The 13455-nt window shown below is 69.9% G+C and carries 11 protein-coding genes; 7 read left to right on the top strand and 4 right to left on the bottom strand.

Annotation, left to right across the window (positions count from 1 at the left end):
- Both ACG02S_RS04470 and ACG02S_RS04465 read left to right on the top strand, forming a co-directional pair.
- On the top strand, positions 1-1008 hold the full coding sequence (locus tag ACG02S_RS04470) for a cupin-like domain-containing protein (RefSeq protein WP_394469225.1): 1008 nt from the start codon (positions 1-3) through the stop codon (positions 1006-1008).
- Positions 1008-2555 (top strand): tryptophan halogenase family protein, encoded by a 1548-nt coding sequence (locus ACG02S_RS04465; protein ID WP_394469224.1) that lies wholly within the window; start codon positions 1008-1010, stop codon positions 2553-2555. The genes ACG02S_RS04470 and ACG02S_RS04465 overlap by 1 nt, the downstream gene beginning before the upstream one ends.
- Here ACG02S_RS04465 and ACG02S_RS04460 read toward each other — a convergent pair.
- Positions 2552-2944, bottom strand: coding sequence for a GFA family protein (locus tag ACG02S_RS04460; RefSeq protein WP_394469223.1), 393 nt, complete (start codon positions 2942-2944; stop codon positions 2552-2554). The genes ACG02S_RS04465 and ACG02S_RS04460 overlap by 4 nt on opposite strands.
- Positions 2945-3323: 379 nt before the next feature.
- Here ACG02S_RS04460 and fusA point away from each other — a divergent pair, with 379 nt between their 5' ends.
- The 3 genes from fusA to ACG02S_RS04445 all read left to right on the top strand — a co-directional run bounded on the left by fusA (position 3324) and on the right by ACG02S_RS04445 (position 6919).
- Complete coding sequence (gene fusA / locus ACG02S_RS04455) at positions 3324-5342, top strand: elongation factor G (protein ID WP_394469222.1); 2019 nt, start codon at positions 3324-3326, stop codon at positions 5340-5342.
- A 170-nt stretch (positions 5343-5512) separates the two neighbouring features.
- Complete coding sequence (locus ACG02S_RS04450; RefSeq protein ID WP_394469221.1) at positions 5513-6514, top strand: hypothetical protein; 1002 nt, start codon at positions 5513-5515, stop codon at positions 6512-6514.
- 129 nt (positions 6515-6643) lie between these two features.
- Entirely contained in the window at positions 6644-6919 is a 276-nt protein-coding gene (locus tag ACG02S_RS04445; protein ID WP_394469220.1) for a hypothetical protein, read from the top strand.
- 80 nt (positions 6920-6999) lie between these two features.
- Here ACG02S_RS04445 and ACG02S_RS04440 read toward each other — a convergent pair whose 3' ends face one another.
- Together ACG02S_RS04440 and ACG02S_RS04435 are read right to left on the bottom strand one after the other, a co-directional pair.
- A complete protein-coding gene (locus ACG02S_RS04440; RefSeq protein ID WP_394469219.1) occupies positions 7000-8604 on the bottom strand; it encodes a rhamnogalacturonan lyase B N-terminal domain-containing protein in 1605 nt (534 codons plus the stop codon).
- Between the two features lie 145 nt (positions 8605-8749).
- Positions 8750-9691: a hypothetical protein gene (locus tag ACG02S_RS04435; RefSeq protein WP_394469218.1), complete on the bottom strand. Its 942-nt coding sequence runs from the start codon at positions 9689-9691 to the stop codon at positions 8750-8752.
- 104 nt (positions 9692-9795) lie between these two features.
- On the opposite strand from ACG02S_RS04435, the gene ACG02S_RS04430 reads away from it, so the two are divergent.
- Together ACG02S_RS04430 and ACG02S_RS04425 are read left to right on the top strand one after the other, a co-directional pair.
- Positions 9796-10368, top strand: a complete 573-nt coding sequence (locus ACG02S_RS04430) for a DUF2878 domain-containing protein (RefSeq protein WP_394469217.1) — start codon at positions 9796-9798, stop codon at positions 10366-10368.
- Positions 10369-10513: 145 nt separating this feature from the next.
- Entirely contained in the window at positions 10514-11425 is a 912-nt protein-coding gene (locus tag ACG02S_RS04425) for a fasciclin domain-containing protein (RefSeq protein ID WP_394469216.1), read from the top strand.
- Positions 11426-11495: 70 nt separating this feature from the next.
- Here ACG02S_RS04425 and ACG02S_RS04420 read toward each other — a convergent pair whose 3' ends face one another.
- A complete protein-coding gene (locus ACG02S_RS04420) occupies positions 11496-13337 on the bottom strand; it encodes a DUF4832 domain-containing protein (RefSeq protein ID WP_394469215.1) in 1842 nt (613 codons plus the stop codon).
- Positions 13338-13455: the final 118 nt, after the last annotated feature.

Raw genomic sequence — 13455 nt, 5'->3', positions numbered from 1 at the left:
ATGCGCGAGATCCCGGTCTGGTCTGGCGCGTTCGACCCTGACGCGCTGCCCGCCGAGCTGCTGGCCGGCGAGCGGCCAGTGGTCGTGCGCGGCGGCTTCGCGCGCTGGCCGGTGGTGCAGGCTGCGCAGCAGTCCGACGACGCGCTGGCGCGCTACCTGATGGGCTTCTACCGCGGCATGGGCATCGGCCTGTTCCAGATCCCGCCGGAAGCTGGCGGCCGCGCGTTCTACGCGGACGACACGCTCACCCGCTTCAACTTCACGCGCCACCACGCGACGCTGGACCAGGTGCTGGCCGGCCTGCTGGGATTGGCCGGCGCCGACGTGGCGCCGTCGCTGTACGTCGGCTCCACCACGGTGGACGCCGTGTTGCCGGGCTTTCTGGACGCGAACCGCCTGGGCATGGGCGAGCGCGATGCGCTGGTCAGCCTGTGGCTGGGCAACCGCAGCCGCGTGGCCGCGCACTACGACCTGCCGGACAACCTGGCCGTGGTGGCCGCCGGGCGCCGCCGCTTCACGCTGTTCCCACCCGAGCAGATCGACAACCTCTACATGGGCCCGCTGGACCCGACGCCGGCCGGCCAGCCCATCAGCCTCGTCGACTTCACTGCGCCGGATTTCGAGCGCTTCCCGCGCTTCCGCCAGGCGCTGGACGCAGGCTTCGTGGCCGAGCTGGCCCCCGGCGACGCGCTGTTCATCCCCAGCATGTGGTTGCACCACATCGAGGGCCTGTCGCCGGTCAACCTGCTGATCAACGCCTGGTGGCGCCAGACGCCCGCGTACATGGACTCGCCCGTCAGCGCGCTGCACCTGGCGCTGATGACCATCCGCAGCCTGCCGGCGCAGGAGCGCCGCATCTGGCAGCACCACTTCCAGCACTTCGTCTTCGAGGCCGATGCCGACACCTGGGCCCACCTCCCGGAGGCCGCCCGCGGCCTGCTGGAGCCGGGTGACGAAGTCACGATGCGTAAAGCCCGTGCCCAACTGCTGACCCAACTGAAACGATGATGAACACGACCTCCCCCACCCCCATCCGCCGCGTCGTCATTGCCGGCGGCGGCACGGCCGGCTGGATGATGGCCGCGCTGATGAGCAAGCTGATGGGCCGGCAGCTGGACATCCAGCTGGTCGAGTCCGAGGAGATCGGCACCGTAGGCGTGGGCGAGGCCACCATTCCCGCGCTGCACACCTTCCACAACCTGCTGGGCATCAACGAAGCCGAGTTCATGGCCGCGACCAACGCGACCTTCAAGCTGGGCATCAAGTTCGAGGGCTGGAAAGAAGTCGGGCTGGACTACTTCCACTCGTTCGGCACCACCGGCACCGACCACTGGAGCGCCGGCTTCCAGCACTTCTGGCTGAAGGGGCAGGCAGAAGGCATCGCCAAGACCTACACCGACTACAACACCGAGACGGTCGCCGCCTATGCGGACCGCTTCGCCCACCTGCCGCGCAACGGGCTGAACTACGCCTACCACCTGGACGCCGGCCGCTATGCCAAGTTTCTGCGCGCGATGAGCGAGCAGCACGGCGTGCAGCGCATCGAGGGCAAGATCGGCACTGTGCTGATGGACGGCCCCGCGGGGCGTGACGGCGACATCACCGCGCTGCAGATGCAGGACGGCACGCGCATCGACGGCGACCTGTTCATAGACTGCACGGGCTTCCGTTCGCTGCTGCTCGGCGAGGCGCTGGGCGTGGGCTACGAGGACTGGACTCACTGGCTGCCCTGCGACCGCGCCGTCGCCGTGCAGACCGCGTCCGTGCGCGAGGCATGGCCCTACACCCGCTCCATTGCCCACCCCTTCGGTTGGCAGTGGCGCATCCCGCTGCAACACCGCGTCGGCAACGGCCTGGTCTACAGCAGCAAGGAACTGGCCGATGCCGACGCGCCCGAGGTGCTGAAGGCCAACGTCGAGGGCGAGTTGCTGATCCAGCCCCGCGTCATCAAGTTCACGCCGGGCCAGCGCCACAAGGTCTGGCACCGCAACTGCATCGCCTTGGGCCTGGCCAGCGGCTTCATCGAGCCGCTGGAGTCCACCAGCATCCACCTCATCCAGCGCTCGGCCATCCGGCTGATGCAGCTGTTCCCCAGCCGCGGCATCAACCCGGCCGACGTGGACGAGTTCAACCAGCAGTGCGAACGCGAACTGGCCCACATCCGCGACTTCGTCATCCTGCACTACCACGTGACGGAGCGGCGCGACTCCGCGCTGTGGAACCACGTGCGCACGATGGACGTGCCGGCCTCGCTGCAGCACCGCATTGCGCTGTTCCGCGAGAGCGCGCGCGTGTTCCACCAGAGCGACGAGCTGTTCGCGCTGAACTCGTGGATCCAGGTCATGATGGGCCAGGGCATCACGCCGCAGAGCTACCACCCCGTGGCCGACCTGATGGGCCAGGCCGAGCTGGGCAACTTCCTCGGCGACATCCACCTGAAGGTCGCCCGCACCGTGGCGGCGCTGCCGTCGCACCAGGCCTACGTGGAGCAGCTGTGCGCGCCCTACCGCCACGCGACGACGGCGCAGCTGGCGGCCACGCCACTGAAGATCTAGGGTTCGGTCCGCCCGCCGCCTTCCCGGTCACGCTCGTAGCGCTTGGCGTGCGGAAACGGCGGCAGCCAGGACTCGCGGCGCACGGTCCACAGCTCGTAGGTCGGCGTGAGCTGGTCCGGCGCGTCCAGAGCGCCCAGATTCACCTCCACCTCGTCGCCGCTTCGCCCGAACACTGGCGAGCCGCAGCGCGGGCAAAAATAACGGCCGCGGTAGTCGCGCGTCTCGCCGGTGATGCACACGGCATCCTGCGCAAAGATCGCCGAAGCATGGAACAGCGCACCGTGGTGCTTGCGGCAGTCCAGGCAGTGGCACAGCCCCACGCGCCAGGGACGGCCCGCGGCTTCGATGCGAACGGCGCCGCACAGGCAGCCACCGGTGAATCGCTCCATGCGTCTCTCCTTCATCCGTCAGCCTAGCGTTGAAAGCCCCACGGCCCGCCCTAGATTACGCGACAGCCCACAATCACGCCCATCATGAAGATCAACCACACGATCCAAGCCCGCCTCAACCGCTGATCGCCCCTCGACCGTGTTCGGGAGGCGCCCCGCCTTCCGGTCAAACCCAACCCCGGCAGGCTCGTCCCTCCCGGGGTTTTGTTTTTGCTGACCTGAGTTCAACCATGCGCACCCGCACCTTCGACAAGCTGATCGCCACGATTCCCGAGCGCCGGAGCGCGGCTTTGTCGCGTCTGCGCTTCGGCGTCCTGCCCTTGCGCTGACCCCTGCGATTCCGCCGGGGTTGGCAATTGCACCCCTATCAGGAATCGCCATGAACTCGAACACCCCCACCTTCCGCAAGCTGCGCAACATCGGCGTCATCGCACACGTCGACGCCGGCAAGACCACCACCACCGAACGCATCCTGTTCTACACGGGCGAGAACCACCGCATCGGCGAAGTCCACGACGGCGCCACGACGATGGACTTCGACCCGCAGGAACGCGCGCGCGGCATCACCATCCACAGCGCGGCGACCACCGTGCACTGGCGCGGCACGCAGATCAACCTGATCGACACGCCCGGACACATCGACTTCAACCTCGAGGTGCGCCGTTCTCTGCGCGTGCTGGACGGCGCCGTCGTCGTGTTCGACGGCGTGGCCGGCGTGGAGCCGCAGACTGAGACCAACTGGCGCCTCGCAGACGAATACCGCGTGCCCCGCCTCGCCTTCGTCAACAAGCTGGACCGCACGGGCGCGGACTTCGGCCGTGTAGTCTCGTCCCTGCAAGACCGCCTGGGCGTGCGCGCACTGCCGCTGCAGCTACCCATCGGCGCGGAAGGCGACTTCCGCGGCATGGTGGACTTGCTGACGATGCAGGCCCTCGTCTGGGACCGCGACGACGCCAAGGCGCCGCCGCGCCTGGACGCCATCCCTCCCGAGCTGCTGCCCGCCGCCCAGGCCGCCCGTGCGCGCCTGCTGGAAGCCGCCGCCGAACAGGACGACGCGCTGCTGGAGGCCTGGCTGCGCGCCGATGAGCCGTCGCTGGACGACCTGCGTGCGGCACTGCGGCGCGGCACGCTCTCGGGCGCCTTCGTGCCCGTGCTGGCCGGCTCCGCCTTCCGCAACCGCGGCGTGGAGCCGCTGCTGGACGCTGTCGTGGCCTATCTTCCCGCGCCGGGTGAAGCGCCCGGCGCCGTCTCCACGGACGCCCCGCTGTCTGCCCTCGCGTTCAAGCTGACCGCCGACGACCACGGCGCGATGGTGTTCGTGCGCGTCTACAGCGGCACGCTCAGGCGCGGCGACACGGTCTTCAACGCCAGCACCGGCAAGCCGGAGCGCGTGTCGCGGCTGTACGAGATCCACGCCGACCGGCGCGTCGAGCGCGACGAACTCGTCGCGGGCGACATCGCGGGCGTCGTGGGCCTGAAAGACGTGCTGACCGGCCACACGCTGGCGGCCACCAGGGACGCGGCCGTCCTGGAAAACATCGTCGTGCCCGAGGCCGTCATCGACGTCGCCATCGAGCCGCGTCAGCAGGCCGATGCCACGGCCCTCGCGAAGGGCTTGGGCGTGCTCGTGCGCGAAGACCCGTCGTTGCGTCTGCGTCAGGACGCCGACTCGGGCCAGACGCTGCTGTCCGGCATGGGCGAGCTGCAGCTGGAAGTGGCCGTGGAGAAGCTGCGCACACGCTTCGGCGTCAACGTGCAGGTCGGCCGCCCGCAGGTGGCCTACCGTGAAACCATCACGGTCCCGGCCGAGCTGCGCCACGTGCACAGGAAGCAGAGCGGCGGCCCCGGCCAGTTCGCCGAGCTGACGCTGCGCATCGCGCCGCTGCCGCGCGGCGAGGGCTTCCGTTTCACAAACACCGTGGTGGGCGGCGCCATCCCGCGCGAGTTCATCCCGGCGGTGGAGGCCGGCATCCGCAAGGCCGCGCAGGCCGGCCCGTTCGCGGGCCACCCGCTGGTCGACTTCGAGGCCCAGGTGGTGGACGGCAGCGCCCACGTGCGCGACTCGTCTGCGCTGGCCTTCGAGCTGGCCGCGGCAACCGCACTGCGCGAGGCCGTGCTGAAGGCGGCGCCCGTGGTGCTGGAGCCGGTGATGGCCGTCGAGGTCATCACGCCGGCTGAAGCGCTGGGCGACGTCATCGGCGACCTGCTGCGCCGACGCGGCCAGGTGCAGGGCCAGGACGCACGCGGCAACGCGGTCGTCGTGACGGCGCATGTGCCGCTGGAGCGGATGTTCGGCTACATCGGCCAGCTGCGTGCGCTCAGCTCGGGTCGGGCCCAGTTCACGATGCAGCTGGACCACCACGCCGAGAGGCCGGCTCGCGTGATGTTGGCCGCCTGAGCCCTCGGGCGCGCAGGCCTGGCAACCCGACGGGTTGCCAGGCCTTATTCCAAGTCAAACGCAGGCAACGTGGCATCGTTCACTCGGACCCCGCAAACCCGGGCGGTGCCACGCCGGCCGGCCCCCAGAATCCGCGCACGTGAGAACCCGACCCGAATCCAGGAAGGTGAATGTTTGAGATCGCGGTGTACGCGGCGCTGCTGATGCTGTGCGCCTTGCTGGCGCTGTTGCTGGTGTTGCAGCGCCAGTCCCAGGCCCAGGCGAGCGCGCAATCCTGGCGGCTGGGGCATGCGCACGGCCAGGCCCAGGCCAAGGCCCTGTACGCCCAGAAGATGGCGCGCATGACGGCCTACGAGCAGTTGCTGCACGGCCAGCAGGGCGGCGTGGGCAAGCAGCTGGCGGACACGCGCGAAGTCGCCGAGCTGATCCACCGTCATGCGCCGGGCCTGCTCAGGGAATCGCAGGGGCTGGCTCCGCTGCTGCAGGGCCACGGCGAATTTCTCGGCCAGCTGCTGGACGCCTACGTCGCGGCCGATCAGGACACCGGCGGCGCCCAGTCCCGGGCCGCGGCGCGCAAGCCCGGCGGCATCTATGCCGACCTGTTCGAGACCGCGGGGCTGCCCGCGCCCGGCGCCGTGATCGGCAAATGCTTCGTCATCGCGCTGGAGGCCGGCATCGTCGTCATTCGCGCCACAGGGCAGCAGGGCTGCATCGGCAGGCTGCGCCTGGCCCGGCGCGATCTGGAGCGCTTCTTCAACGACCTGGCCACCAAGCCCCGCAGCCTCGCCGCTGAGCATGCTGCAGCTGTGACCTGCCGCGGCCTGTACCGCGTGGATGTCGACGACGACGCGCGCAAAAACCAGTTGGTCATCGAGGTGACGTCGCCTTCCAGCGGCCACCTGTATTTCGGCAGCCCGGGGTTGGAGCAGGAGGCGCTGCGCGAGCTGCGGTCGCTCAAGCGTCCGACGCTGAAACTTCTGGAAGACGAGGCCGCGTCCAAGACCCGCCGGACCGCAGCCCAGCGAGCGCGCATCCTGCGTCGCGACGCGCTGCTGGGCCACGTGCCCGACGACGGTCTGTGCACGGCATGTGAAGGCGACGTGACCCTGCGCCTGCGGCTGGGCGACAAGCCGATGGGCTGTCCGCTGTGCGGCACGCCCTGGTCGGACTGACGGGCTGAATCAGCGCGCTCACGTTCAGGCGCGGGCACGCAGGGTTTGCTGGCATTGGCCTTGACAGGTAGGCCCGGCAACATGCGGCCCGCTAATCACGAGCATCAAAGCGCAACAAGGGAGGAATACATGAAGCGCACCATCTTCGGCATCGTCTGGTTCGTCGTGTTCTGGTTCGGCAGCGTCATCATCGGCGGCGCCATCGCGGGCGGCATTGCCGGCGCCCAGGTCAAGCCGAGCAGCCTGTCGGAAGGCTTCGACCTGGGCAAGGAAGCGGGCCACACGGCCGGCGCCGAGTTTGCACAGAAGTACAGCAGTCATTTGCTGATTGGGGCGCTGATTCTGGCCATCGGCGGCACCGCATTGGGTGTTCTGCCGGGCACCAAGAAGAAGCCCAAGGGATGACGATGCGGCGCAGAGGCGCCGCAGCACAGCCGGACGTAAAACAGGGCGGCGCCTGGCCTGGCCGCCCGCCCTATGCTTCGTCAGTACATGTCCACAGCATCCACCGCGAACCCCGCGCTGAGGTAGGCGGCGCTGCCGCTGCCCGAAGCAGCGTTGATGGTCACCGTGTTGGTTCCCACCACGAACGCGCTGGCCGGCACGGCATAGGTGAAGGTCGTGTTGTTGCCGCGGTAGGTGCCGATGGTCAGCGAGCGCGAGTCCGGCTGGACCGACGGGCTGGGCACGGCCGAGGTCCAGCTGTTCACGCTGATCTGCGGCCGCGCATTGGCGTAAGCCGCGGTGATGCCGATGCGCACGGTGCGGGCTGCGAGCTGCGCGCTGGTCAGGTTGAAGGTGATCTGGGTGCCGCTGTTGACGCCTTTCCAGATGGCGCCGGGGAAGCGGTTGGTGGCGCTGCCGACCGCGTAGGTGACCGGTCCCCAGGACGGGTTGCGTGTGTCGGACGGGTGACGCACGTTGAGCGTCTGGCCGTTCAGGAACTCCAGCGGCGTGCCGTCCCATTGGCCCACGCGCCACAGCACGCCCTGCGCCGCCGGGTCGGCCGTGATGCTGCGCGTGTTCAGCGTCGTCGTGCCGCCGCTGCTGACCGAAACCTGTTCGGTGAACACGCCCAGCTCCCCCTTGTAGACCGTCATCGTGTAGGTGCCGGGCTTCATGTTGGCCACCGTCACCGCACCGCTGCCGGAGGTGGTGCCCCAGTACTGCGCCGTCGCGTTCGCGAAGCCGACCGTGTAGGCGTAGGCGGAGTCCATGCCCGACAGGCCGTTCAGCACCACCTTGCCGCGCCCGCCAACCCAGCCCTGCAACCCGAGGCCGGACATCCAGCTCATGTCAGGCGCGGCCGGCGTGGAGCCGGTCGTGAACACCAGCGCGTATGGGCCGTGCAGGCCCATACGGAAGGGTTCGGTCTGGTTGTGGCCCGAGTTCATATAGTTGTAGACCTCGGTGTCGGCACCGCTCTGGTTCTGGATGTCACGGAAGAACGGGCCGCCCGACGCGCTCTCGCGGTTGCCGTAGACCATGAACACGCCCACGCCGCTGCCGGTCACGCCGCGCACGGTCATGTCCTTGGCGCGCTGGTTGCCGTAGTACTTGGAGCGCGTGGTGCCGCCGCTCATGCCGAACACGTCGCTGCTCTCGATCGCCCCGGTGTTGTTGCGCAGGTTGGACTCGGTCGGCACGCCAGTGAACACGCTGCCGTTCAGCCGCGTGATCCAGCGCAGCTCGCCCACCGCCGGCTCGGCCGTGATGTGCGTGGCCATGTAGATGGTGTTCTCGTTGCGGCGCACGACCAGGTAGTGCTTCAGCGTGGCCGCCGTAATCGTGATGATGGCCGTGGTGCCTGACGGCGAGAACGCGTAAGTGGCCGGCGCGCCCAGGCCAGAGCTGATGTGGGAGAACTTGGTCTGGCCCTGCAGTTCGGCGCCGTTGTTGAGCTTGATGGACGTGATGTCGCCGCTGCTCTTGTTGACCTTGAACACGAGGCCGGCGCCGCTGTCCACGGTCAGCACGCCGCTGGCGTCGGTGATGCCCCACGCGGCCCAGGCCGAAGAGCTGAGGGACAGGCAGGCGGCCGCAGCCAGGCGGAGCGCGCTGGCGCGCCCGCTCGAACGGGAAGTGAACATTGAGGTTGTCTCCAGTCGTTGGGATGCGCGGGGCGATGCAGAGGCTCCGCGCTGCCGCGCCTGTGCTGCCCGGTGCGGTCGACAACCAGTCTAGGAAGCGCGCCGGCGCACGCACTCAGGCGAGCTACCTAGGCGGCGCAATCACTCAGAGGCTTGATTGCATGCAGGCCGACAGGGGCGGCGGCGGGGCCGCGGCGGCGGGCGCTGGCGGCACGTGCTGGCCGGTCAACTGCGCCAACTGCTCGCCCTGCTGGCGCGCGCGCGGCGAATCGGCGTCGGTCAACATCAGCGTGATGGCGTGGCGACAGGCCGCGCCCCGGGCATGACCTGGCCCCCAATGGCCGCAGACCTGGCCGAGGTCGTCGGGCGGCGGCGGCACCGTGCCGGCCTGCTGCGCCGACAGCCGCGCGAGCAAGACCTGGCGCTGGGCCGCAGGCAGCGTGGCCGGCAGCACACGGTCCAGCCGCTCGCGCCAGGCGGCGGGGCGCTCCAGCCAGTGCTGCGACGCGGCCAGGCCTGCCCAGGCCTCGTCGGCGGCGGCCGGGTCCTCGTGCAGCCACTCCAGCCAGTGCAGGCCGTTGTCCGGCTCCAGCCGCAGCCTCTGCTGCAACAGCTCGCGGCGGCAGGCGGTCGCGTCAGGCAGCTCGGCGCAGGCGCCGGCGGCCCAGCGCAGCGCGGTCACGTCGCCCGAGCGCAGCGCCGCGTCGCGCACCTGCAGGGCCCACGCCGGCTGCGCGGCGCGGTCCTGCGCGGCGGGCTTCTGCAGCAGCAGCGCGATCACGGCGTCGCCGCCCGACGCGCTCGCCAGCGCGGCCCCGGCGCGCTGCATCGCCAGCGCCTCCTCATGCGGCGGCAGCGGCGCGGCGGCGGCACAGGTCGTGTCCGCCTCAAGCGGCTGCACGGCCGTTGCGCCGGCCTCGGCTGCCGCGCCGCCCAGCGCCAGCAAGACCGGCGGCTTCAGGCCCGGCCCCGGTTGGGACTGGGGCTGGGGCTGCTCCGACGGCGCGACTTCGGGCCACCACGCCCACAGCAGCAGGCCCAGCCCGCAGGCCAGGGTCAGGGCAGCAAGAAGCGGTCGCAGGTTCATCGGCGGCGGCATTGTGGCGACGAAAGCCCGTCGCCGTCGATGCCGCAGTGGTCCGCGCCGGCCCGCGCTGCGTAAAAGAAGGCTTCGCCACCGCGCCCTCCTCCATGCCGCTGCTTTCTCCATCTTCCAAGGCGGGCCAGTTGCTGCTGGGCCTGGCCTGGTTCGCGCTGTTCCAGGCCGCATGGTTCGCCTGCGTGCTGGGCGCAGCGCACGGGCACAGCCGCTGGGGCGTGCTGGCCGTGGCGGCAGTGGTCGCGCTGACCTGGGCCGCCAGCAACGCCCGCAGCGACGAGCTGCGGCTGACCGCGCTGGCGCTGCTGCTGGGCCTGGTCTGGGACACAGCCATGCTGCAGCTGGGGCTGCTCGTCTACGCATCGCCCGGGCCGCTGCCGGCGCTGGCGCCGCCGTGGATCCTGGCGCTTTGGGCGCTGTTCGCAACGCTGCTAAGTGGGCCGCTGGCGTGGCTGCAAGGCAGGCCACTGCTGGCCGCGCTGATGGGCGCCGTGGGTGGGCCGCTGTCCTACCTCGCGGCCGTTCGCCTGGGGGCGGGCAGCTTTCCACATGACTCGCGGGCGCTGCTCGTGCTGGCCATCGGCTGGGGCCTCATGACGCCCGCACTGACCGAAGCCACACGTCATCTGGCGCAGCGGCGCCGTGCGGCGTGTAACACCGCGTGATGGCATTGATCCGCCGTGGCGGCGGGCACGTAAGAGCTGCACTGCCGGCCTCGCTTGCTGCTGCAGGCGCGCCAGTGGTCCCCTTCACCCCGCTTTGGAGACACAGATGATTCGCCTGATGAAATGGCTCGTCGGAGCCACCACGATGTCGCTGCTCCTGGCCGCCTGTGGCGGCGGCGATGACGACGACCCGCCGCCACCCACCATCGCCGAAGTGGCCCAGCAACAGGGCTTCACCGCGTTGCTGGCGGCCTCTACCAAGGCCGGCCTGTCCACCACGCTGGCCGACCCGTCGGCGCAGCTCACCGTGTTCGCCCCCACCAACGCCGCGTTCGGCACGCTGGCCACGCAGCTGGGCTTTGCCAGCGCTGACGCGATGGTCACCGCGCTGCCCGCCGATGCGCTCGCCAGCCTCCTGCGCTACCACGTGCTGGGCTCCAAGAAGATGGCGGCGGACCTGTCGGCCGGCACGCAGGCCACGCTCTACAGCTTCGGCAATGCACCGGCGACGCTGACGGTGGGCACCACCGGCGGCGTAACCCTGCAGGATGCGGCACTGACCAGCGCGCGCGTCGTTACCGCGGATGTGCAGGCACGCAACGGCGTCGTGCACGTCGTCGACAAGGTGCTGGTGCCGCCCGGCGTGCTGAACATCGTGCAGATGGCGCAGGTCAACACGCTGTTCGAGCCGCTGGTAGCCGCAGTCGTCAAGGCCAACCTGCAGGGCACGCTCAGCGGCGCCGGCCCGTTCACCGTCTTCGCGCCCACCCGTGACGCGTTCAACGCGGTGGCGTCGGTCACGGCCACGCTGAGCAATGCGCAGCTGGCCAACGTGCTGACCTATCACGTCCTGGCAGGCCAGGTACTGGCGGCGGGCATCCCGTTCGGCACGGCGGTGCCGACGGTGCTGGGCCAGCAGATCACGATCAACGCCGGCACGCCGCCCACCATCCGCGATTCGACGACGGTCAGCGCGCGCATCACGGCGACCGACGTGCGCGCCAGCAACGGCGTCATCCACGTGATCGACAAGGTGCTGATCCCTAACCCGATCTGACCGATACCGCCCAGAGAGCGCCTTGCGTTTGCAAGGCGCTCTCGATGCGGCCTGCTGGTGCGGCGCCTGCTCAGCGCACCGTCAGCGTCGTGCCCGCGCGGAAGGCGCCGAGCGCCGCATCCCAGTTCTGCGCCCTGGCCGTGTCGTCTGCATTGGCAAGGCGAACGCTGTAGCGCACGTCGCCGCTCAGAGAGACGGCGCCGTCCGGCAGTGCCAGCAGCACGTCGTAAGCACCGGTCGGCGTGCCCACCGGCACGGTGAATCCGGCCGACACGGTGCTGGTGGTGGTGGGCAGCCAGCTGCGCGGGTCGACCGCCGGCAGCGCGATGCGCACCACCGCGCCGCTGGTCTTGTGCTTGAGCAGCAGCTGCACCGCGCGTGGGTTGAAGGCGCGTGCCCAGCCGCTGTTCTTCACCGTCAGCAGCAGTTCTCCCGACTGCCCGGCCGTCACCGCTGCGGTGTGCCGCAGGGTGGCCAGCTCGAAGCGGTAGCCCAGGCTGCGCCTGACCTCGGCCAGGCAGCCCTGCTGCTCCCAGCGGGTGTGGAAGATCTCGCGGTAGTAGCTGTTGTTCAGGTAGGTCAGGTTGAACTGGCGCCCCTCGGCCAGGATGTCGGCGCAACTGGTACGCGGCGTCGGGTTTTGCTCGTCGGCCGGGTTGCAGGTCTCTCCGCCGAACGGCGCCACGCGCGACAGCGCGGCGATGTAGTTGCGCTCGGTCTGGCGCGTCGTGGTGTTGTCGCTGTAGGTGCCGACGTCCGTGGTGGACGCAAGGAAGCAGTCGTTGTGCGCGCCGATACGCGACGCCGCCGACCCGTCGCGCCAGCTCGGCACCTGCGGCGCCCACGCCATCAGGTAGGCCGGGTAGCGCAGCTGCAGGAAGCGTTCGGTCGGCAGCGCGGCCAGCAGTGCATCGCGGATCTGCGTGCGCGGCGAAACGGCGGTCAGGTTGTTGGACGATGTGTGCCACTCGCCCCAGGCGCCGATGAAGCCTGCCTGCAGATAGGCGATGACGTCGGCGTTCGCCGCCAGCACGGGCTTGAGCTGGTCGATGTGGCTCAGCACGCGGGCCAGCGGCGCGTCCTTGACGTTGCGGTACTCGGTCTCGTTCTCGGGGTAGTTGTAGAGGAAGCGCGGCACCAGCTTCAGGCCGGCTCGGCGCGCGATCGCGAAGCGCTCCGACAGTTGCGTCAACAGGCTGGCGGGCAGCGTGGTGGTGGCGTAGGCATCCAGCCGCACAGGCGCATAGACGACGCGATAGCCCTCCTGGAACTGCGAGTCGGCCTCGGCCTGCGTCCACAGCAGCAGGTTGTCGGCGGCCCAGACGTACATGCCGCGCTCGGGGTTGGCGATCTCGGCGGTGCTGACGGTGAAGCTGGTCTCCACCGTGCCCGCCGCGGGCGGCGCCGGCGGCGGTGTGGCGCCACCGAGGCGCCAGGCCTGGTTGGCGTTGGCGGTGTTGCAGGTCGCGACCGAGAAGCCGACCTGGCCGACCGTCGCCGGCGCGGTCAGGCACAAGTTGTTGGCGGCGAGCTTCAGCTGCGACGTCGCGCCGCCGGCCAGCGCCACGGCCTGGAAGCGCTGGCCCGTCTGCGTGGACTGGCAGGTGCCCAGCTCCACGAACGAGCCGCCACTGGTGCCAGTTGCGGCGACGCACAGATTGGCCTGCGCGTTCTTGAGGGTCACGATGTTGCCGCCCGAGCCGACCGGTGTAAGCGTGAAGTCCTGCAGCGCGCTGGCGTTACACGTCGCCAGGCGGATGTCCCAAGTGTCCACCTTCGCCTCCAGACAGGCGCCGGACAGGTTGGACACCAGCGGCACCGCGGTCGCGGTGGCGGGCAGCGCGGCAAGCAGCATCGAACCGAAGGCGCCGGCCAGGGTGCGAGGCAAGGGGCAGGGACGCATGTAGAGCATCGGGTTCTCCTTGTGAAGTCGGGCGTCAGGCCCGCAGGTGGATGTGCACAGCGCGCTGAGCAGACGAACCTGGTCGCGTCAGCGCGAACGAGACCAGGGCGCCGGCGCGACCGGTGCC

This window comes from Pelomonas dachongensis (assembly GCF_043555865.1).
GTDB lineage: Bacteria > Pseudomonadota > Gammaproteobacteria > Burkholderiales > Burkholderiaceae_C > Pelomonas > Pelomonas dachongensis.
The sequence above is the reverse complement of the archived record's forward strand: the minus strand, read 5'-3'. Positions and strand labels throughout refer to the sequence as shown.